The sequence below is a fragment of the Paludisphaera borealis genome, assembly GCF_001956985.1.
GTDB lineage: Bacteria > Planctomycetota > Planctomycetia > Isosphaerales > Isosphaeraceae > Paludisphaera > Paludisphaera borealis.
Map to the genome: position 1 here is coordinate 3,252,748 of NZ_CP019082.1, position 20,234 is coordinate 3,272,981.

16 protein-coding genes and 1 riboswitch are annotated in these 20,234 nt (G+C 67.3%); of the genes, 7 read left to right on the top strand and 9 right to left on the bottom strand.

The features are described 5' to 3' along the window. Positions 1–244 precede the first annotated feature (244 nt). From BSF38_RS12570 to BSF38_RS12590, 5 genes are all read right to left on the bottom strand, one after another. Positions 245–586, bottom strand: a complete 342-nt coding sequence (locus BSF38_RS12570; protein WP_145952099.1) for a hypothetical protein — start codon at positions 584–586, stop codon at positions 245–247. Between the two features lie 174 nt (positions 587–760). Continuing rightward, positions 761–2,062 (bottom strand): DUF1015 domain-containing protein, encoded by a 1,302-nt coding sequence (locus BSF38_RS12575; protein ID WP_076346074.1) that lies wholly within the window; start codon positions 2,060–2,062, stop codon positions 761–763. Positions 2,063–2,197: 135 nt separating this feature from the next. After that, entirely contained in the window at positions 2,198–3,535 is a 1,338-nt protein-coding gene (gene ahcY, locus BSF38_RS12580) for an adenosylhomocysteinase (protein WP_076346076.1), read from the bottom strand. A gap of 72 nt (positions 3,536–3,607) precedes the next feature. Continuing rightward, positions 3,608–5,029: an adenosylhomocysteinase gene (gene ahcY, locus BSF38_RS12585; protein ID WP_076350824.1), complete on the bottom strand. Its 1,422-nt coding sequence runs from the start codon at positions 5,027–5,029 to the stop codon at positions 3,608–3,610. Between the two features lie 19 nt (positions 5,030–5,048). Then, positions 5,049–5,137: riboswitch (S-adenosyl-L-homocysteine riboswitch) on the bottom strand. Between the two features lie 249 nt (positions 5,138–5,386). Next, on the bottom strand, positions 5,387–5,683 hold the full coding sequence (locus BSF38_RS12590) for a hypothetical protein (RefSeq protein ID WP_237170861.1): 297 nt from the start codon (positions 5,681–5,683) through the stop codon (positions 5,387–5,389). A gap of 293 nt (positions 5,684–5,976) precedes the next feature. Here BSF38_RS12590 and BSF38_RS12595 point away from each other — a divergent pair, with 293 nt between their 5' ends. The 7 genes from BSF38_RS12595 to BSF38_RS12625 all read left to right on the top strand — a co-directional run bounded on the left by BSF38_RS12595 (position 5,977) and on the right by BSF38_RS12625 (position 13,729). Continuing rightward, entirely contained in the window at positions 5,977–6,549 is a 573-nt protein-coding gene (locus BSF38_RS12595; protein WP_083713867.1) for an elongation factor P, read from the top strand. Positions 6,550–6,781: 232 nt separating this feature from the next. Further along, a complete protein-coding gene (locus tag BSF38_RS12600) occupies positions 6,782–7,312 on the top strand; it encodes a GNAT family N-acetyltransferase (protein WP_076346082.1) in 531 nt (176 codons plus the stop codon). A 241-nt stretch (positions 7,313–7,553) separates the two neighbouring features. Next, a complete protein-coding gene (locus BSF38_RS12605; RefSeq protein WP_237170862.1) occupies positions 7,554–8,822 on the top strand; it encodes a M16 family metallopeptidase in 1,269 nt (422 codons plus the stop codon). Between the two features lie 82 nt (positions 8,823–8,904). Next, positions 8,905–10,143: a M16 family metallopeptidase gene (locus tag BSF38_RS12610; RefSeq protein WP_076346084.1), complete on the top strand. Its 1,239-nt coding sequence runs from the start codon at positions 8,905–8,907 to the stop codon at positions 10,141–10,143. 20 nt (positions 10,144–10,163) lie between these two features. Next, entirely contained in the window at positions 10,164–11,078 is a 915-nt protein-coding gene (locus tag BSF38_RS12615) for a cobalamin-binding protein (RefSeq protein WP_076346086.1), read from the top strand. A gap of 98 nt (positions 11,079–11,176) precedes the next feature. Then, positions 11,177–12,775, top strand: a complete 1,599-nt coding sequence (locus BSF38_RS12620; protein WP_076346088.1) for a glycosyltransferase family 39 protein — start codon at positions 11,177–11,179, stop codon at positions 12,773–12,775. Positions 12,776–13,000: 225 nt separating this feature from the next. Next, positions 13,001–13,729, top strand: coding sequence for a class I SAM-dependent methyltransferase (locus BSF38_RS12625; RefSeq protein ID WP_076346090.1), 729 nt, complete (start codon positions 13,001–13,003; stop codon positions 13,727–13,729). Positions 13,730–13,741: 12 nt separating this feature from the next. Here BSF38_RS12625 and BSF38_RS12630 read toward each other — a convergent pair whose 3' ends face one another. The 4 genes from BSF38_RS12630 to BSF38_RS12645 all read right to left on the bottom strand — a co-directional run bounded on the left by BSF38_RS12630 (position 13,742) and on the right by BSF38_RS12645 (position 19,913). Then, complete coding sequence (locus BSF38_RS12630) at positions 13,742–14,716, bottom strand: glycosyltransferase (protein ID WP_076346092.1); 975 nt, start codon at positions 14,714–14,716, stop codon at positions 13,742–13,744. Next, the gene (locus BSF38_RS12635; protein WP_076346094.1) at positions 14,713–15,978 is read right to left on the bottom strand and encodes a glycosyltransferase family 2 protein; all 1,266 of its coding nucleotides are present in this window, start codon (positions 15,976–15,978) and stop codon (positions 14,713–14,715) included. The genes BSF38_RS12630 and BSF38_RS12635 overlap by 4 nt, the downstream gene beginning before the upstream one ends. A 192-nt stretch (positions 15,979–16,170) precedes the next feature. Next, positions 16,171–17,790, bottom strand: a complete 1,620-nt coding sequence (locus tag BSF38_RS12640) for a hypothetical protein (protein ID WP_076346096.1) — start codon at positions 17,788–17,790, stop codon at positions 16,171–16,173. A gap of 503 nt (positions 17,791–18,293) precedes the next feature. After that, positions 18,294–19,913 (bottom strand): hypothetical protein, encoded by a 1,620-nt coding sequence (locus BSF38_RS12645; RefSeq protein ID WP_076346098.1) that lies wholly within the window; start codon positions 19,911–19,913, stop codon positions 18,294–18,296. Between the last annotated feature and the right edge of the window lie 321 nt (positions 19,914–20,234).

Below are 20,234 nucleotides of genomic sequence, written 5' to 3' on the forward strand. Positions count from 1 at the left end.
GCGCGGGCGAGTCGCCGCCGAGGCGCGAACGGCCTGGGCTGGAACTCAAGAGTTCGCGGGCGGATCGCCCGACGGCGGGAAAGTCGAGCCGCTCAGTCCGTGCGAATCCGAGATCGGATCGCGTCGGGGCGGTCGCCTTCGCCATGGCGGGCGAGGTCGGCCTGGAACGCGCCGGGGGGGCGGGATCATGATGTGGCGTCGGTCGACGCCGGGATCACGCCGCGCGCAGCGCTTCCGCGCTCGTTCAGACGAGCGGAGGAGCGCGCGGACTGGAAGTTGCTTCCGGAGCGGGGGGGAGGAAAAGCGGCGGATCGGCCGGGGGGCGAATCCGAACGACGTCGACCACAAGATGGGCGTCGGCGTCGACCTGGAACAGAGCCTGGGTGTGGAGATGGCAGACCGGGCAGTCGTGGTTCGACTCGCGGCCGAGATCGGTCGAGCCGGGCGTCGCGTCGTCGTGTCGTCGCAGCTCGGCCGCGTGATGGTTGAATCCCGGCAGCGCGTGCAGCGCCGGTCCAGCCAGGGAGATGATCCCGTGCAGGGCCAGGAAGGCGACCAGCAGTAGGCGACTCGACCGCGACGACATGAAGGCGATGGGCTCCGGGCGATGAACGACGGGCGACAGGGAGCGGCAAGCTCCCGTGTCGCCGTTCATGCGGGAAACGAGATTGATTCCTCAGTAGTTTGTAAGCACGGCCGGAATTTCGTCAATCCCATTGTTCTCGAATTATCCCAATTCACCCGCACGATCGTCGGTCGTTCATCGAAGTGGGTTGAAGACCAGCCCGGTGAGCAGCTTCGGGTAGAAGTAAGTGCTCTTGGGGGGCATGGTTTCAAGGCTGGAGGCGATGGACTCCACGTGCTCCATGGTGGCGGGAGCGACGAGGCAGGCGAGGTCGCAGCCACTCGCCGCGACGTCGGCCTGGACTTCGCTCGTCAGGTGGACGTAGCGGACGGATCGGTCCTTGGCGAGCGGGGCCAGCAGGTGGTCGAGAGCCAGGACCTGGAGGATGCTCACGCCCAGGGCCCGCCATTCGGGGCCGTGGTCGGCGGCGAGCCGATCCATCGCCTCGTCCGAGCGCAGCCGGGCCAGAGTCCAGACGCCGTCGGCGACGGTGCCGAACCCCAGGACGTCCTGGCTGCCGCCGTTCACGACCTCGTCGCTGGCGGCCTCGCAACCCTCGTCGCCCTCTCCGACGGTCCAGGTCTCGAACTCAGGCGCGAGGAGCCTGGCGAGTTCATCGGCCTTGAGGCCGGGAAAGCCCGAGACCAGCCGGTGGGTCGGCAGGATCAGGAGGCCCGGATCGCTCATGCCGACGAGCATCATCATGCAGAAGTTCGCCGGGTCGTCCGGTCCCGACAGCTCGCCCTTCGACGCCAGGTAATCGCGGTAACGTAGGCCGGTCTCGTAGCGGTGGTGGCCGTCGGCGATGAAGATCGGCCGCTCGGCCATCAGGCCGCCGACCGCCGTGAGAACCTCGGGCTCGGTGGCCAGCCAGAGCTTGTTCGTGACGCCCAGATGGTCGACGGCCGTCAGGGGCGTGCGGTCGCGAACCCCGCGCTCGACCTGGCGAAGGACCTCGTTGGTCGAGTCGGGGTAGAGGCCGAAGATCGGGCTGAGGTTGAAGCCGGTCGCCTGATAAAGAGCCAGACGGTCGGCCTTGGGGCCGGCGAGGGTCTGTTCGTGGGGGAAGATCTTCCCCTCACCGAACGGTTCGAGCCGAACCCGGGCGAAGAACCCCTTGCGGGTGTGGGTCTGGCCCTCGACCTCGAAGGTTTGCTCGTAGATGTAAAGGGCCGTCGTGTCGTCGGCTCGGAGCACCCCCTCGCGGAGCCAGTCGCGGAGGAACCGCGCGGCGCGCGAGTAGCGATTCTCGGAGTCCGAGTCGCCGGCTTCGGGCTTGTTCAGCTCCATCCGGATGCTGTTGTAGGGGCTCGCCTGATAGAGCTTCTCCTGCAAGGCCGAATCGATCACGTCGTACGGAGGCGCGACCACGTCGGAGAGCGCGCCCACTCGAGCCACATCGTAGCGGACGCCGCGGAAGGAACGTACGTCGGGCATCGGAAATCCCATCCTCGAAAGCAAATGAGTGAGCCGAAGAACCGTCGTCGAGCCGCCGCCCCAGGGGCCGCGGAAACAACGACGACCCGGGCCATCGGCGGGCGGCCCGGGGCGAAATAGTGTAACGGGTTGCGATCAAGTGCCCATTTCCCAGCTCCGCAGGTACTTGTCCTGCTCGGCCGTGAGCGTGTCGATGGAAATGCCCATCGTCTCGAGCTTGAGTTTGGCGACGAACTCGTCGACCTGCTTCGGCACTTGGTGGACCTTGTGCTCGAGCTTGCCCTTGTGCTTGACCGACCATTCGGTCGCGAGCGCCTGGGCGGCGAAGCTCATGTCCATGACGCTGGCCGGGTGGCCGTGGGCGGCGGCCAGGTTGATGACCCGGCCCTCGCCCAAGACGTACAGCCGGTTGCCGTTCTTCAGGACGTACTCGTCGACGAACTCGCGGACGCCCTTCTTCTGCGAAACACTGATCTCGGCCAGGTCGTCCAGCGCGAGCTCGACGTTGAAGTGGCCCGAGTTGCAGATCATGGCGCCGTCCCTCATGACCGCGAAGTGCTCGGCGCGGATCACGTGGATGTTGCCGGTGACGGTGATGAACAGGTCGCCGACCTTGGCGGCCTCGGCGATCGGCATGACCAGGAAGCCGTCCATGGCAGCCTCTAGGGCGCGGATCGGATCGATCTCGGTCACGATGACGTTGGCGCCCATGCCGCGGGCCCGCGACGCCACCCCCTTGCCGCACCAGCCGTAGCCGCAGACGACGGCCCGACGGCCGGCGATGAGCGTGTCGGTGGCGCGGATGACGCCGTCGATGGTGCTCTGGCCGGTGCCGTAGCGGTTGTCGAAGAAGTGCTTGGTCTGCGCGTCGTTGACGGCGATGACCGGCAGCTTGAGAACGCCGTCCTTCTCCATGGCGCGGAGCCGGATGACGCCGGTGGTGGTCTCTTCCATGCTCGCCGCGACGTTCGCCACGAGCGACTTACGCTCGTCGGGCTTGAGCGTCTCGGCCCACTTGCGGACCTCGGCGTGGACGTCGTCCATGCGGTCCAGGACGATGAAGATCATGGCGCTGACCAGATCGGCGCCGTCGTCCATCGTCACGTGCGGGGCGTGCCGCAGGGCCGCCGTGATGTGGCGGTAGTAGCTGTTCTCGTCCTCGCCCTTGATGGCGTAGGTCGGTATCCCGTAGTCCTGGACGAGGCTGGCGGCCACGTCGTCCTGGGTCGAGAGGGGATTGGAGGCGCAGAGCAGAAGGTCGGCGCCGCCGGCCTTCAGCGTCCGGGCCAGGTTGGCCGTCTCGGCCGTGACGTGCAAGCAGGCCGACATCCGCTTGCCCTTCAGCGGCTGCTCGGCCTCGAACCGCTCGCGGATGGCGCGGAGCACCGGCATGTCGCGCTCGGCCCACTGGATCCGCTGCTTGCCGACGCCGGCGAGCGACAAATCCTTCACATCCCCTCTGACAGTTGCCAACCGCTCTCCTCCTCAGCGCCGTTTGAAAGGGAGGCGGCGGGGAGCGTAACTCCCCGCCGCCGAGAAAGCCGATCAATAGCGGTAATGGTCGGACTTGTACGGGCCTTCCTTGGGGACGTGGATGTAGGCGGCCTGTTCCGGCGTCAGCTCGGTCAACTGGACGTTCAGCTTCTTCAACTGCAACCGGGCCACGTGCTCGTCCAGCTTCTTGGGCAGGACGTAGACGCCGACCGGGTACTTCTCGTTGTGCAGCCACAACTCGATCTGAGCGAGGGTCTGGTTCGCGAAGGAGGAACTCATCACGTACGAGGGGTGGCCGGTGCCGCAGCCCAGGTTGACCAGGCGCCCCTTGGCGAGCAGGATGATCCGCTTCCCGTCGGGGAAGATGATGTGATCGACCTGCGGCTTGATCTCCTCCCATCGGTAGCCTTCGAGCGACGCGACGTCGATCTCGTTGTCGAAGTGGCCGATGTTGCAAACGATGGCCTGATTCTTCATCTTGGCCATGTGGTCGTGCGTGATGACCTTGTAGTTGCCCGTGGTGGTCACGAAGATGTCGGCCTTGTCGGCGGCATACTCCATGGTGACGACGCGGTAGCCTTCCATCGCGGCCTGCAATGCGCAGATCGGGTCGATCTCGGTGATCCAGACCTGGGCGGAGAGGGCGCGCAGGGCCTGGGCCGAACCCTTGCCCACGTCGCCGTAGCCGGCGACGACGGCGATCTTGCCGGCGATCATCACGTCGGTGGCGCGCTTGATGCCGTCCACCAGCGACTCGCGGCAGCCGTACAGGTTGTCGAACTTGGACTTGGTGACCGAGTCGTTGACGTTGATGGCGGGGAATTTCAGTTCGCCGCGCTTGTGCATCTGGTAGAGGCGGTGGACGCCGGTGGTGGTCTCCTCGGTCACGCCCTTGACGGCGGCGAGTCGCTCGGCGTACCAGCCGGGTTGCGAGGCGATCCGCTTCTTGATGGCGGCGTAGAGGATGCGCTCCTCTTCGCTGGTGGGCTTGTCGAGGACGTGGATGTCCGCCTCGGCGCGGGCGCCGAGGTGAAGCAGCAAGGTCGCATCGCCGCCGTCGTCGAGGATCATGTTCGAGTGGCCGCCGTCGGCCCACTCGAAGATCCTGTGGGTGTAATCCCAGTACTCTTCGAGCGACTCACCCTTGTAAGCGAAAACGGGGATGCCGGCGTCGGCGATCGCGGCGGCGGCGTGATCCTGGGTTGAGAAGATGTTGCACGAGGCCCAGCGGACTTCGGCGCCGAGGGCCTTGAGCGTCTCGATCAGGACGGCCGTCTGGATGGTCATGTGGAGCGAGCCGGTGATCCGCGCGCCCTTGAGAGGCTGGCGCGCGGCGTACTCCTCGCGGATGGCCATCAGGCCGGGCATCTCGGTCTCGGCGATGGCGATCTCGCGGCGGCCCCAGGGTGCGAGCGCGAGGTCGGCGACGTGGTAGTCGTTGAAAGTCGCGGATTTATGCAAAACAGCGGTCATGTTCAAAGTCTCCTGAAACGATGAACGGGCGCGGTTGCACGTTATTAATCCACCTCAGCGAGCCTGGCAGGAACGCCCGTGCGTGCCGTCGCAGCGCCCCTCGACGAAGTGGTGTGACTTGTTGAATGTAAGCAAGGCTCCGCGGCAGAACCAATCCGGCGGAACTCCTCCACCGGCAGGGCTTTCGCGTGCTGGCCGTACGCGTTCCACACGCGAGCCGCCGACAAGCCCCACTCGGCAAGCCGATGGCTGGGCGAACGCCATGGACGTTGGTCCACGACACGCACAGCTCCGTCGGCCCGACCATGTGGCTGAAGTGCACCTGCCAGCGCGGGACGGGGGCCGGGGATCACGGCTTCAGCGTCCGTCCCAGAGCAGGCGAAGGGTTTTGCGCCGCTCCCAGTCCATCCAGTCGAGGGGACCGGTCGGCTCGGGACTCGCGTCGGTCGAACGGACTAGGGCGGAAACCGTCTGGCCGTAGGCGCGGGCTTGAGTCGACGCGTGGGGCGCGAGGGTCTGCACCAGCGCCTCGAAGCGCATCCAGTCGTCTTCGGACATCGCCACCCGCAGAGCCTTGCTGATCCACTCGTCGGGCAAGGGGGGGTGCAAGGGACGGAGACCTCGCTCTTGGTCGGGCCGGCGTCGTCGGCCCATGCGATCTCGTTCCACGACTCAACCTCGTCTCTATCCTCTGGTGACAACCCGCGATCCCAAACCGAGGGACGCACCTTAACACACGCGTACGCACGTATCAAGAAAAACTATCGGCGTTTTCGGGAGAATCGTTGAGTCCGTCGTTTTCCGCGCTTCCGGCGGACGATCGGGTTTTACCCCGGAGGCGCCGGGCGAGTAAGATGGCGGTGCCGACATGACAGGCGGTCCGGACGTACCGGAACCCGCCGATGGGTCGGTTCCCCTATTCGAATATTCAACGGAGCCTTCCTCTCGTGGTCCCCGCCAAGGATTTCAAGCGCCGCATGGTCGTCGAGATCGACGGCGCACCGCACATGATCGAGCATATTCAGGTTCAAACCCCCTCGGCGCGGGGCGCGGCCACGCTTTACAAAATCAAGGCCCGGAACCTCAAGACCAAGAACCGGGTCGAGAAATCGTACCGCGGGACCGACTCGCTCAACGAGTCGAGCTTCGAGCGCAAGCCGATCCAGTACCTCTACCGCGACGCCGACGAGCTCCACTTCATGGACTCGGGCGATTTCTCCCAGTTCACGTTCCGGGCCGACGAGCTGGCCGACCAGATCCCGTACATGTCCGAAAACATGGAAGGGATCGATGCGCTGGTGGTCGACGACGAGGTCATCGCCATCGAGCTGCCCGACACCGTCGAGATGACGATCACCGAGACCGCGCCGGGCGTCCGGGGCAACTCCGCCACCGGCCGGACCAAGCCGGCGACCCTCGCCACCGGCCACGTCATCCAGGTCCCCGAACACCTCGACGAGGGAACCAACGTCAAAGTCGACACCCGCACCGGCGAGTACCTCGGCCGGGTTTCGGGCTGACGCGAACGCCCCTCGGCGTCGGGCGTCCCCATGGCGGCGTTCGCGCCGGGCTCGGGTACGGCCGCCGAGGTGGAATCGCACCGTGGCGTGGGCCGTGGCCGACTTGGGGCTTCGGGGCTCGCCATCGTCCCTGATTGACCAGGCTTCACACGGGACCTAGAATGTCTCAACCCGGTTGCGGGAACGACCTTTCCGGCGGGATCGAGCGGGCAAGCGGAATTTCAAAGACCTGATGGCCATCACGTACTACAAGCGGCTGCGCATGGAGATCGATCTGAACGGATCGGCTCTGCCGCGGTCGTTGCCCGAGCCGCTGTACTGGGCGCCGTGGGACGAGCCACTGCTGGCCGATCACGCCGAGGTCAAGTATCTGAGCTTTCGAAGCGAGATCGACGCCGCCGTCTTTCCTTGCCTGGGGGACCGATACGGCTGTCAGCGATTGATGCGCGAGATCCGTCGCAAGCCGGGGTTCCTGCCGGAAGCGACGTGGTTGATCGCCGGCCCCGAAGGGTACGTGGGGACGATCCAGGGAGTCGTCGATTACGGCCCGATCGGCGCGATCCAGAACGTCGGGGTGATCCCTTCGTACCGGGGGCTGGGCCTGGGCCGAGCGCTGGTCGACCGGGCGCTCGCGGGGTTCATTCAGGCGGGGCTGGAGCGGGCGTACCTCGAAGTGACCGCCGAGAACCGCGCCGCCGTCCAGCTTTACCGCAGCCTGGGGTTCCGCAGGGCCAAAACGCTCTATAAGGCGGTCGACGGATGACGTCGCCCGCGCCGTTCCCGAGCGCCTTCGGCCGCATCGCACGGAGGTCGCGGACGGTTGTTTTGTATACTAGATTGGTGACGCTTCCCGTCCGTCGATCGCCGCGGACGGAGGGACGCCGTGGCCCAACGCGGGGAAATCTTGTATCGTAGTGGGCGATTCCGATCGTAAAGGATTGCGCCGTTCGGCCGTCGCGGGATGCGCCTGGCCTTGAGACGGTGCCACAAATTGAGGGTCCGCCGTGCCGGCATCAATCGCGACGATTCAGCAGCATGAATATCCCAACGGACTGGTGCTTGTCGCCGAGGAGATGCCTGGCGTGCAATCGGCCTCGTTCACCCTGTTGATCCCTGCCGGCGCGGCCTTCGAGGCGGCCGAGGGGCTTCACGTGGGGGGCGGGTCGGCGGGCATGACCTGCGAGTGGATCACCCGCGGGGCCGGCGACCGCGACAGCCACGAGTTGCTCAACGCGCTCGACAACCTGGGCGTCAGCCACTCTGAGAGCGCGCAGACGTTGCACACCAGCCTGGCGGCGGCCACGCTGGGCCGAAATTTAATCCCCGCGCTCGAACTCTTCTCCGACATGGTGCTTCGCCCCCGGTTCGACGAGCTGGAGGTCGAGCCAATCCGGGCGTTGTGCCTGCAAAACCTGCGGAGCCTGGAGGACGACCCGGGGACGAAGGTCATCTACGAGCTGCGGAAGCGGCACTTCCCCGAGCCCTGGGGGCGGCCGTCGCCGGGCACGGCCGAGGACGTCGCCCGGATCACGCCAGCGAACCTGCGGACCTTCCACGAGTCAACCTATCGTCCCAACGGCGCGATCCTCGGCGTGGCCGGCGCGATCGACTGGCCGGTCCTCAAGGACGCGGTCGGCCGGCTGTTCGGCGAGTGGAAGCCCCGACCCGACCCCTGGCTGGTCGAGCGTCCCGGCGGTCCCCGCCGCGACCATCTCCACCGCGAGACCCAGCAGATCCAGATCGCCATGGCCCTGCCGGCCGCGACCGTCGACAGCGACGACTACTACCGCACCCGCGCCACGATCGCGATCCTCGGCGGCTACTCGTCGGCCCGATTGTTCACCGAGGTCCGCGAGAAGCGCGGGCTGTGCTACTCGGTCTACGCCAGCTACGAAGGCCAGCGCGAGCGCGGGGCGATGCTCTGCTACGCCGGAACCTCGACCGAGCGCGCCCAGGAAACCCTCGACGTCATGCTCGCCGAGCTGAACCGCCTGGCCGCCGGCGGCGTCGAACTTGAAGAACTCGACACGATGCGGGCGGGGCTCAAGAGCTCGCTGATCATGGCCCAGGAATCGAGCATGAGCCGGTCGAGCGCCCTGGCCTCCGACTGGTACTTCCTGAACCGCGTGCGACCGCTCGCCGAGATCGCCAGAGAGCTTGACGCCCTCACCCCCGATTCGGTCTCGGACTACGCCAAGCGGCTCCTGAACCTCGACGACCTGACGATTTTGACGCTCGGCCCGAACCCGCTGAACGTCGCCCCGCCGGGCTGAATGGATCTGGCGTCTCGTCTATCTTGATCCGACGGATCTTGTCCGGTGGGCCGGCGCCCACCCTACTCACGGTTGGGAACTGATGCGATTCCATCACACGACGCTGGATAACGGGCTGGAAGTGATCGCCGAGCTGAACGACCAGGCGCACTCGATCGCCGCCGGCTTCTTCGTCAAGGCGGGGAGCCGCGACGAGACCGACGATCTGGCCGGCGTGTCGCACTTCCTTGAGCACATGACGTTCAAGGGGACCGAGCGCCGCGACGCCCTAGCCGTCAACCGCGACTTCGACAAGGTCGGCGCCAAGCACAATGCGCAGACGTCGGAGGAAGACACCTTCTACCACGTCACCTGCCTGCCCGAGTATCTGCCCAGGGCGTTCGACGTCCTGTCTGACATCTTGCGCCCGACGCTCCGCGAGGAAGACTTCGAGACCGAGAAGAAGGTCATCATCGAAGAGATCCGGATGTATCTGGACAACCCGATGTCGGTCGCCTACGAGGCCGCCAAGGCCGCGCACTTCGGCGAACACCCGCTGGGCAACAGCATCCTCGGCACCGTCGATTCGATCACGGCGATGAAGGCCGACGAGATGCGGAAGTATTTCGCCAGCCGCTACAGCCCGGCCAACATCGTTCTGGGCTTCGCCGGCAAAGGCGACTGGAACCAGCTCGTCGACCTGGCGTCGAGCCACTGCAAGGCGTGGCAAGGCGAACCCGCCACCCGCCAGGCGAATCCGGTGCGCGGTACGAAATCGTTCGAGGCGATCCTCCGCGAGGAAGACCAGCAGCAGACGGTTGTCGGCGTCAGCGACGGCCCCCCGCTCGAAAGCGACGACCGCTACGCCGCGCACCTGCTGGCGACGATCCTCGGCGATCACACCAGCTCGCAGCTTTACTGGGAACTCATCGATCCCGGCCACGCCGACGGCGCCGAGCTGAGCTACCAGGACTACAACCAGGCGGGGGGCTACTACACCTTCCTGAGCTGCGAGCCCCAGGACACGCAGGCCAACCTGGCGCGGGTCGCCAAGGTCTATCGCGGCGTCAGCGAGAACGGGGTTTCCCAGGAAGAACTCACGCAGGCCAAGAACAAGGTGCTCGCCCGGTCGGTCCTGCGGAGCGAGCGCCCCATGGGCCGCCTCTCCTCGCTCGGCTTCCACTGGGTGTACCGCCACGCATACCTGCCCATCGAGCAAGAGCTGGACGCGTTCTCGAAGGTCTCGCTCGACCAGATCCGCCGCCTGGTCCACGACTGGCCGCTCTGGCCCATGACCATCGTCTCCGTCGGCCCGACGACGAAGATCAAGCCGCCGAAGTGAGCCTTGGTGGAAACCACCCCATGCGGATCGTCAGCCTGCTCCCCTCCCTCACCGAGCTGGTCTGCGCGCTGGGTCGGCGCGACGACCTCGTCGGCGTGACGCACGAGTGCGACTACCCGCCGGGCGTGGAAAAGCTGCCGTGGCTGACGCGGAGCAACATCCCGACCGCCGCGTCGAGCGCCGAGATTGATGCGTTGGTCTCCGCGCAGCAGGGGAGCCTGTACACGCTCGACGAGGCGAAGCTCGCCGAGCTGGCCCCGAACCTGATCCTGACGCAGGAGCAGTGCGACGTCTGCGCGGTCAACGAAGTCGCCGTGCAGCGGGCCGCCGCCCGGCTCCCCGGCCGGCCGCACGTCGAAAGCGTCAATCCGCTGTCGCTCGACGGCGTGTTCGCGATGTTCCGACTCGTCGGCGACCTGATCGCCGAGCGGGCCGCCGCCGATTCGTTGATCGCCGGCTATCAGCGCACGGCCGATGCGATCGCCCGCCGGCTCGGGCCGTCGCCGCGCCGTCCCCGGGTCCTGCTTCTCGAATGGCTCGATCCACCGTTCTGCTCGGGGCACTGGAACCCCGAGATCATCGGTCACGCCGGTGGCGAGGAAGTCGTCGGCCGCGCGGGCGAAGCGTCGCGGCGGATCACCTGGGATGAAGTCGCCGAAGCGCGTCCCGAGGTCGTCATCCTCTCGCTCTGCGGGTTCACCGTCGAGCGGGCCGAGCACGAGCTTCAAGCGTTCGCCGACCGCCCGGAATGGCGATCGCTGATCGACGGCTGCGACCGGCTCGCCCTGGTCGACGGCTCGGCGTATTTCTCCCGCCCCGGCCCCCGACTCGCAACCAGCCTGCGGATCGCCGGAGCCGTGATCCACCCCGACCGCCTGCTCGACCTCGCCCCGCCCGAGGGCCAGGGGTGGCGGTTCCTGCCCGCGTCGCCCTGACGCCACTCGCGTACTTCTCCTCCGCGCCGGCCGTGTCCTATGAAAAGACAGGGGCTTTGCGCCGAGGTCGAGTTCGCGGGGCAGGGGATGTTTTCAAGATGACGCGCTGGCGGATCACGCTGCTTGGCTTGTTTCTGACGGTCTTCGCGATCGCGAGTCTATCCGGTCCCGGGCGGACCGATTCGATCGACGGCTTGACCCGGTTCGAGGTCGCGTGCAGCCTCGTTGATCACGGCGACTCGGTGATCCGCAACGACAACGTCTGGTTCAGCGTGTTTCCCGGCCGCGACGGCCAGCGGTACTCGACGTACCGCTTCCCGCAGTCGGTCCTGGGCGCCGTCGCCGTGCTGATCTCCGACGCCACCGGCCCGATCCAAGGTGTTCGCCGGCGGTTCTTCTTCTCGCTCACGAGCCCGTTCGCGGCGGCCTGCATGGCGGTCTGCTACGCGGCGCTGTTCCGGAGGCTTGGCCATAGCCCCCGGGGAGCCGTCTTCTGGGCGGCGGCGGGGGTCTTCTGCACCCCGAGCTGGTTCTACGGGACGAGCCTGTACGACGATATCCTCGGCTCGGCGACGGTCGTCTTCGCACTCACCGCGGCGCTGCTCGGCAGGCGGCGACGGCCCTGGCTGGGGGCGACGCTTTCCGGCCTGGCGATGGGCCTCGCCTTCAACTGCAAGCAACCGCTGGCGCTCTTCACGCTGCCGGTTCTGGCCGCGATCCACGACCCGGAACGTGATTGGCGGGCCCAGCGCGGCCGGTACGCGGTCGTCCTGGGTCTGCTGGCCCTGGGGATCTTCGTGCAGCAGGCTTACGAACGGATCAAGTTCCCACCGGGGTTCACCGACGCTCGCGACTTCATGCAGGCGATGTACGTCCCGGTCTGGACCGACGACCCGACGCCGGCGATGCTGGCGATGACCCTCAGCCTGGGCTGCGGGGTGCTTTTTTACAACGCGCCGATCCTGTTGTCGGTGGCCGGACTCAAGACCTGGCGACGCACCGAGGAGTTGTTCGCGACGGCCCTGGTCGTGGCGTCGATGTTGTTTTTCCTCTTCATCTGCTGCCTGACGTTCTACAAAGGGGACAACGCCTGGGGACCGCGCTACCTGACGCCGGTCTTCGCGGTACTCTGGATCTTGGCGCCGGCCGGCGCGTGGGCCACGAGGCGGTGGGCGGTCGTTGCGCAGCTCGCCGTCGGCCTGCTGGTTCAGATCGGCGCGCTCAGCCTCGACCCGCAACGGCTCTACATGGAGCGCGCGCTGGCGTCGGGTTTCTACCTCAAAGACCCGACGATCTATTTCGATCCGTCGATCGCGCATGTGATCCAGCGGCCTCGCGAAATCTGGTCGGTGTTCACGTCTTGCTACCGGCCGAACGAGGTGTTTGAAGCCTTCGAGCCGGACGGCAAGCCGACGCGCGGCTACCTTGTCAATGGACGGGTCGAGTACGGCGCGAGCGGGCTCCTGAAATACAACACGATGAACTCGTTCCGGCCGTGGTGGGCCCACTTCGGCCTGTTCTTCAAGAAGCAACCGCCGGTCGACGTGCCGCGAACCGCAATCCTGTTCGCGGCGATCGCCGCGGCGGGCTCGGTGCTGACGGCGATCGGCCTGAGCGCGCCCATCCGCCTTGCGGAGATCGAGACGCCGGCGATCATCCTGGACGACCGACCGCGCGAGGGGTTCGCGGCCGTGTGAGCGAACCGAGCCGTCGTCCTCGAACAGCGTGTTGCATTTTCGGCTCTCGAATTCATGAGGTGTTGATTTGCATGGTCGTCTCGGACTGCCTGTTGCGTTTTATGGCCTTGAATTCATGACGTGTGAATTTGGACGATTGCATGGGCGTGGCCTACGCTTAAAGTGAGCGGCAGGTTTTGCGGGTAGTCCGTGGGCGCCGCGTCATTCGCCGGTTGAGGATGCGCGATGAAGATCGAAGAAGAGCGATGCGATCTTAAAGGTTTCTCGCCCGCCTGGGTGCGTCATCAGCACATCGAGCGTTATCGATGGGCGTCGCGGTACGTCGCCGGCCTGCGGGTGGTCGACGCGGCGTGCGGGACGGGCTACGGGTCGGCGATGTTGGTCCGAGCGGGGGCGGGCCGGATCGACGGCTTCGACATCTCGGCCGAGGCCGTGGCCCAGGCCTCGCACGTTTGCAAGTCGCCGTCGGCTCGGTTCGCGGTCGCCTCGGCTCTCCAGCTTCCGGCGGCCGATGCGACGTACGACGTCTACATCTCGTTCGAGACGATCGAACACGTCGACGACGACGAGGGTTTCCTCGCCGAGGCCGTGCGGGTGCTACGGCCAGGAGGGCTGTTGCTGCTCTCGACGCCGAACCGCCAGGTGCTCGACCCCGGGACGTCGATCCACGACCGCCCGTTCAACCGATACCACGTCCGCGAGTACATCCGCGAAGAGCTTGAAGCCAAGCTGCGGTCACGGTTCGCATCCGTCGAATGGTACGGTCAGCGGCCGTTCGCCGACGGCTACGTTCAGTGGCTCAACCACATGGGGCGCCGCTGGCCCAGTCTGGCCGTGAAGGTCCACCAGGCACGCAAGTGCGCGGGGTTGCTGTGGGAATCGCCCGATCGCCACGTCCCCACCCCCGGCCCCCGCGGCGCCGCCGAGATCCTGATCGCCGCCTGCCGGACCTGAGCCCGACTCCGCTCAGCCGGGCCGCGCGGCAATCCTGCTCGCCAGACCGATCCGGCAGCGCGGCGCGATTCGCTCGACGATCCGCGAATCGCGGAGGTAGCGGCGCCAACCGTTCGGGCCCAGCCGAACGAAGCTCGGAACGAGGCCGAGCACCGACGGCTTGCGGCCGTGGACGGCCGCCGCGAGCCACGCGTTGACCTCGACCGAGAAGGCCGATGCGCGGCGGGCGGCCGAGGCGAGCCGATGAGACGGCTCCCACGCCGCGAGATGGCGCGCCAGAACCACGTCGAGCTGCGCGCGGAACTCGGCCGCGTCGCCGGTCCGCCGGATCGTCTGCGCGTCGGGGTGAATCCGGTAGGCCGCCAGCGGGCGCGAGTCGTAGACCGTGCCGCCGACGGCCGCGAGCTTGAGCCAGAAATCCCAGTCGGCCGTGTACCAGAGCGAGGCGTCGAGCCCGCCGACCGCAACCGCCGCGCGGCGGGAGAAGATCGGCGCGGGCGTCGCGATGAAATTCTGCACGAGCAGCCGCTCGATCACCTGTTCGGCCCGCAACTCGACGCCCGCCGGCAGCGGGCAGGTCCAGCGTCCCACGACGTCGCCCCGAGGGTCGATGTAATAGGCAGGATGAAGAAACAGCGAGGCGTTCGGAAACCGCTCGACCCGCGCGCGGAGCGCGTCGAGCCGGCCGTCGAGCCAGCCGTCGTCTTGATGGAGGAAGCAGGCGAATTCGCCTCGGGCCGCCTTGAGCCCCTCGTTGCTGCTGGCCACCCAGTTGTGGAGGTCGGGGAACGAAACCACGCGCAACGGCAGCCGGGACTCGTACGACCGGAGGATCTCCGCCGTCCGATCTGTCGAGCCCCCTTCGATCGCGATCACCTCGATCGAGTCGTCAGCCTGGGCGGCGACGCTCGCCAGGGCGTGTTCCAGGTATTTCTCGCCGTTGTAGACCGGCAGCACGACCGAAAGCCAGGGGACAGGGGCGCTCATGCGACCTTCTCTGCGCTCGGAGAGACCTCGTCGCGTTGAGGGCGTCGGACGACGTGCGGCCCCCCTTCGCCGGGGGCGGCCGACCGCGACATGTCGAGGATGCCGACGAGGAACGCGCCCGCCGCGGCTTCGACCCCGAGGCTGAACAGCGTGCCGGCGAAGATCCACTGGCCGGGGATCGGCACCGTGCCGTATTGCAGCCAGTGGCCGACGACCGGCGCGCCCAGGGTCACGGCCAGGGCGATCAACGAGACCCCGGTGGTCAATCCCCGCTCGACCGAGAAGAACGACGCCCAGCGCTCTACGCCCGGATCTTGGAACACGGGATCGACGAGGTGGGCGTAGTACTTGCCCAGAAGTCCGAAGACCAGCAGGTGGAAGCCGCTGACGGCGATCATCGACGACGTGTACAGGAAGTTCGGGCCGAAATAGCCGGTGGAGACGCCGAAGCCCGCCGCCAGCGTGATCGGGATCGCCGCCAGGCCGAGCAAGGTCAAGATCAACCCCGGGATCACGAACAGGAACGTCGGGGCGCAGAGGAGCAGGTAACGGAGGTGCCGCCAGCCGTCGCGAAAGCTCCGCAGGTGGGGCGGCCGGTCGCGGCCGTCGGGGTGAAGGACGATCGGCACCTCGGCGATTCGCTGTCGGCTGACGCTCGCCCGGACCACCATCTCGCTCGCGAACTCCATCCCCGTCGCCGACAGCCCGAGGCGGTCGCACGAGTCTTTCCGGAACCCGCGCAGCCCGCAATGGGCGTCGCCGATCGGGCTGCGGTAAAGGACGTTGAGGATGCCGGTGAGCACCGGATTGCCGACGTAGCGGTGCAGCCAGGGCATGGCGCCGGGCCGGATGCCCCCCCGGAACCGGTTGCCCATCACCAGGTCGTAGCCGTCGCGGAGCCGCTCGACGAACGGCGCGAGGGCCGAGAAGTCGTACGAGTCGTCCGAGTCCCCCATGATGACGTATCGCCCGCGCGCCGCCTGGATGCCGGCGCGGAGCGCATGGCCGTAGCCCTTGCGCGGGACGTCGACCACCCGCGCGCCGAGGTCGCGGGCGATCTGCTGCGAGCCGTCGGTGCTGCCGTTGTCGGCGATCACCACCTCGCCCCGGACGTTCCCCTCGCGCATCGCCCGCAGCGCCTTCTCGATACAAAGCCCGACCGTCCGCGCCTCGTTCAAGCAGGGCATCACGACCGACAGCTCAAGCTCGTCGCCCCCCGACTCGCTCCCGTCCTCGACGCGAGCCACCAACGTCATGCTCATGCCGTCCCCCCCCTCTCGCGTTGCGGGTTCTCGAAGCGAGGCCGCCCGAGCGCGCGGACTCCTCACTTCTCTTATAGAACACGGATGGGGAACAGTGGGGCCGGAAACGCGAAACCGCCCGCCGCGAGCGGGTCGCGACGAGCGGTTCGGGTTTCCAGTTCGGGTTCGATCAGCCCAGCGGATCGGCCGAGATCAAAGGCCGCTGAGGTCGGCGGCGATGATCCGGACCCCCTTCTTGAGCCCCAACCCCTTGACGATCTCGTCCGTCGCCGGCACCGTCAGGCTCCGCCGCGGCGCGATCGAGATCCCCGACAGCTCCTTGGACTGCTCGTCCGCCGGGCTGCCGGTCCCCAGCACCGCCAGACCGTTGAGGATCAACGGCGACGCGTTGTCGATCCGGATCTTGAACGTCTCCTTGCCCTTCACCCGGGGCCCCTTGGCGAGCTGCGCCCGGACCATCCGGCTCAGGACGCCCTCGGCCAGCGCGTCGGTGAACTTCTCGACGTCGACCTTGCCGTCCTTGCGGGCCACCGGCACCGTGAACTTGCCGAACGGAACCCACGTCTGGCCCGTGCTGTTGCTCGAGCTGACCAGAACCGTCGCCTCCTCGCCGTTGAGCCGCACCCGGCAGGCCACCGCCGGGCCTTCGGGCTCGGCCGGAACGCCCTGGCGGGCCCACAGGCCCAGAATCGGCTTGTCCTTCAGCGTCGCCGTCAGCTCCTCCGCCAGGGCCTTGTCCTCGGCGGCGGCCGCGTCGACCTGGAACAACAGCGAGCCGGATTCGTCGTCCGGCAGGCTGTCGAGCCGGTCGACGAAGTCCTGCGCCATCGTCAGCTCGTAGGAGTTCCCCCACTTCTCGGTCAGCCGGGCGATCACGTCCCATTCCAGACCCGAAGCCAACCGCCACATCACCATCTGCGAGATCGATTCGGGCGCCTTGGCCGCGGCCAACCGCTTCAGCGCCTTCTGGACGCGCGGGTCGGGGTTGATCTGCGCGACGTCGCCGATCTGGAGCTTCTCGCCTTCGGCGGGGAGCTTGACGCCGCCGTTCTCGTCCGGATCGCTCAGGCTCACCAGCCGGGTCGGCAGCTCGCGGGTCTTGCCGGGCTTGATGTCGGCGAACGGCAGGCCGGTGGGAGGCACCGAACGCATGCCGCCGCCCATGCCGCCCATGCCGCCCATGCCCCCCATGCCGCCGCCGCCCATGCCGCCGCCGCCCATGCCGCCGCCCATGCCACCCATGCTGCTCATCAGGGACCGCTGGTCCCAGCTGTCGTAGTCGCCGCAGAGCGACATGATGAGCCGGCCGAGCATCATGAGGCCCATGGTCGGGGGCATCACGCCCCCCCCCATCATGCCGCCGCCCATGCCGCCGCCCATGCCACCCATGCCGCCACCGCCGCCGCCCATGCCACCCATGCCGCCGCCGCCCATGCCGCCGCCCATGCCGCCGCCGCCCATGCCACCGCCGCCCATGCCACCCATGCCGCCCATCTGGCCGGTGGCGCCCTGAGCGATGAGGCCCGGCGGCAGCACGACGCGAAGCTGGCGCTTGGTGTTGTTGGTGACCGACATGGTCATGCGGCCGTCGCCGCGCCCCTCGGCCTCGACGTTGACCAGGCCGTCGCGCATGGCGTCGAGCAGGTTGTACGTCGGAACTTCGGCCTCAGTCGAGGCTTGCGTCTTGCTCTTGGTTTCGGCCTTGGGCTTGGCCTTCGCCTTGGGCTCGTCGGCCGACGCCCCGGTGAACGGCGTGGCGGCCAGGAGCATCGCTCCGGCGATCAATCGTGTGCGGAACCGCGTGAGGACCATTTGAAAACGCCTCTTGTCTTCCAGAAGGCCGAGAGAGCCGCACAACTTCGCCGTCCGCCGGATTCGACGCCAGGCTTTCGATCGGCCTGGTCGTCGATGGATCGGGGGCAAAGCCTGGGATCGATCGTAGTCCCGGAGAAATCTAGTGGGGTTTTGTGGATCTTGAGGGGCTGACGACTGGCAACGATCGTCGCGACCACTCCGGCTGGTCGTGAACCGCCCTGAACCGCCCGGGATGGGCGTTTGGGGTTGCGAGAATGCTTCTCGTCGCCTTCCAGTGTACAAGACGTTTTCTCCAGCATTCCTATTCGCTCCAATTCTCGTTCCAAGGCGTTGATCGACTCCAGCGGCCGAGCGACCTCGGGCGGTGGATGATCCTATCTTGCCGATCGACTTCACGAATCGGTCGGGCCGGAAACGCGAAACCGCCCGCCGCGAGCGGGTCGCGACGAGCGGTTCGGGTTTCGGGTTCGATTTCGATCAGCCCAGAGGCTCGGCCGAGATCAAAGCCCGCTGAGGTCGGCGGCGATGATCCGGACCCCCTTCTTGAGGCCCAACCCCTTGACGATCTCGTCCGTCGCCGGCACCGTCAGACTCCGCCGCGGCGCGATCGAGATCCCCGACAGCTCCTTGGACTGCTCGTCCGCAGGGCTGCCGGTCCCCAGCACCGCCAGACCGTTGAGGATCAGCGGCGACGCGTTGTCGATCCGGATCTTGAACGTCTCCTTGCCCTTCACCCGAGGGCCCTTGGCGAGCTGCGCCCGGACCATCCGGCTCAGGACGCCCTCGGCCAACCCGTCGGTGAATTTCTCGACGTCGACCTTGCCGTCCTTGCGGGCCACCGGCACCGTGAACTTGCCGAACGGAACCCACGTCTGGCCCGTGCTGTTGCTCGAGCTGACCAGAACCGTCGCCTCCTCGCCGTTGAGCCGCACCCGGCAGGCCACCGCCGGGCCTTCGGGCTCGGCCGGAACGCCCTGGCGGGCCCACAGGCCCAGAATCGGCTTGTCCTTCAGCGTCGCCGTCAGCTCCTCCGCCAGGGCCTTGTCCTCGGCGGCGGCCGCGTCGACCTGGAACAACAGCGAGCCGGATTCGTCGTCCGGCAGGCTGTCGAGCCGGTCGACGAAGTCCTGCGCCATCGTCAGCTCGTAGGAGTTACCCCACTTCTCGGTCAGCCGGGCGATCACGTCCCACTCCAGACCCGACGCCAACCGCCACATCACCATCTGCGAGATCGACTCGGGCGCCTTGGCCGCGGCCAGCCGCTTCAGCGCCTTCTGGACGCGGGGGTCGGGGTTGATCTGCGCGACGTCGCCGATCTGGAGCTTCTCCCCCTCGGCGGGGAGCTTGACGCCGCCGTTCTCGTCCGGATCGCTCAGGCTCACCAGCCGGGTCGGCAGCTCGCGGGTCTTGCCGGGCTTGATGTCGGCGAACGGCAGGCCGGTGGGAGGCACCGAACGCATGCCGCCCCCCATGCCGCCCATACCGCCCATGCCGCCCATGCCGCCGCCCATGCCACCGCCCATGCCGCCGCCCATGCCACCCATCATTCCCATCATCAGGGACCGCTGGTCCCAGCTGTCGTAGTCGCCGCAGAGCGACATGATGAGCCGGCCGAGCATCATGAGGCCCATGGTCGGGGGCATCACGCCCCCCCCCATCATGCCGCCGCCCATGCCGCCGCCGCCCATGCCACCCATGCCGCCGCCGCCCATGCCGCCCATGCCGCCGCCGCCCATGCCACCCATGCCGCCGCCGCCCATGCCGCCCATGCCGCCGCCCATGCCACCCATGCCGCCCATCTGGCCGGTGGCGCCCTGAGCGATGAGGCCCGGCGGCAGCACGACGCGAAGCTGGCGCTTGGTGTTGTTGGTGACCGACATGGTCATGCGGCCGTCGCCGCGACCCTCGGCCTCGACGTTGACCAGGCCGTCGCGCATGGCGTCGAGCAGGTTGTACGTCGGAACTTCGGCCTCAGTCAAGGCTTGCGTCTTGCTCTTGGCTTCGGCCTTGGGCTTGGCCTTCGCCTTGGGCTCGTCGGCCGACGCCCCGGTGCTGAACGGCGTGACGGCCAGGAGCATCGCTCCGGCGATCAATCGAGTGCGGAACCGCGTGAGTGCCATGGGGAATATTCTCCCTATTCGTTCGGGGCCCCGGGAGAGCCTGACGACGTCGCCGTCCGGCGGCTTCGACATCAGGCGCATGGCTGGCCTGATCGTCGATGGATCAAGGGGAAACGGCTGAGATCGATCGTCGTCCCGGAGAGATCTTGTAAACTCAAGTAGTTCTCGGGAGCGGCGACGAACGGCGATGATCGTTTTGACCAACGTGGGCCGGTCGTCGACCGTCCTGAACGGCCTGGATAGACCGATTCGGGCAGCGAGAGGCTTCTGGCTCACCTGCTCGATATAAAAATGACGTTCTCGGGGCCGTGTTTATTCGCG

Excerpts from the sequence above, each read along its gene's own strand:
- BSF38_RS12640 (WP_076346096.1), bottom strand. The coding sequence starts at position 17,790 with ATGGTCCTCACGCGGTTCCGCACACGATTGATCGCCGGAGCGATGCTC.
- BSF38_RS12600 (WP_076346082.1), top strand. The coding sequence starts at position 6,782 with ATGGCCATCACGTACTACAAGCGGCTGCGCATGGAGATCGATCTGAAC.
- BSF38_RS12570 (WP_145952099.1), bottom strand. The coding sequence starts at position 586 with ATGTCGTCGCGGTCGAGTCGCCTACTGCTGGTCGCCTTCCTGGCCCTG.
- BSF38_RS12575 (WP_076346074.1), bottom strand. The coding sequence starts at position 2,062 with ATGCCCGACGTACGTTCCTTCCGCGGCGTCCGCTACGATGTGGCTCGA.
- BSF38_RS12635 (WP_076346094.1), bottom strand. The coding sequence starts at position 15,978 with ATGAGCATGACGTTGGTGGCTCGCGTCGAGGACGGGAGCGAGTCGGGG.
- BSF38_RS12625 (WP_076346090.1), top strand. The coding sequence starts at position 13,001 with ATGAAGATCGAAGAAGAGCGATGCGATCTTAAAGGTTTCTCGCCCGCC.
- BSF38_RS12610 (WP_076346084.1), top strand. The coding sequence starts at position 8,905 with ATGCGATTCCATCACACGACGCTGGATAACGGGCTGGAAGTGATCGCC.
- BSF38_RS12620 (WP_076346088.1), top strand. The coding sequence starts at position 11,177 with ATGACGCGCTGGCGGATCACGCTGCTTGGCTTGTTTCTGACGGTCTTC.
- BSF38_RS12645 (WP_076346098.1), bottom strand. The coding sequence starts at position 19,913 with ATGGCACTCACGCGGTTCCGCACTCGATTGATCGCCGGAGCGATGCTC.
- BSF38_RS12630 (WP_076346092.1), bottom strand. The coding sequence starts at position 14,716 with ATGAGCGCCCCTGTCCCCTGGCTTTCGGTCGTGCTGCCGGTCTACAAC.
- BSF38_RS12590 (WP_237170861.1), bottom strand. The coding sequence starts at position 5,683 with ATGGGCCGACGACGCCGGCCCGACCAAGAGCGAGGTCTCCGTCCCTTG.
- ahcY (WP_076350824.1), bottom strand. The coding sequence starts at position 5,029 with ATGACCGCTGTTTTGCATAAATCCGCGACTTTCAACGACTACCACGTC.
- BSF38_RS12615 (WP_076346086.1), top strand. The coding sequence starts at position 10,164 with ATGCGGATCGTCAGCCTGCTCCCCTCCCTCACCGAGCTGGTCTGCGCG.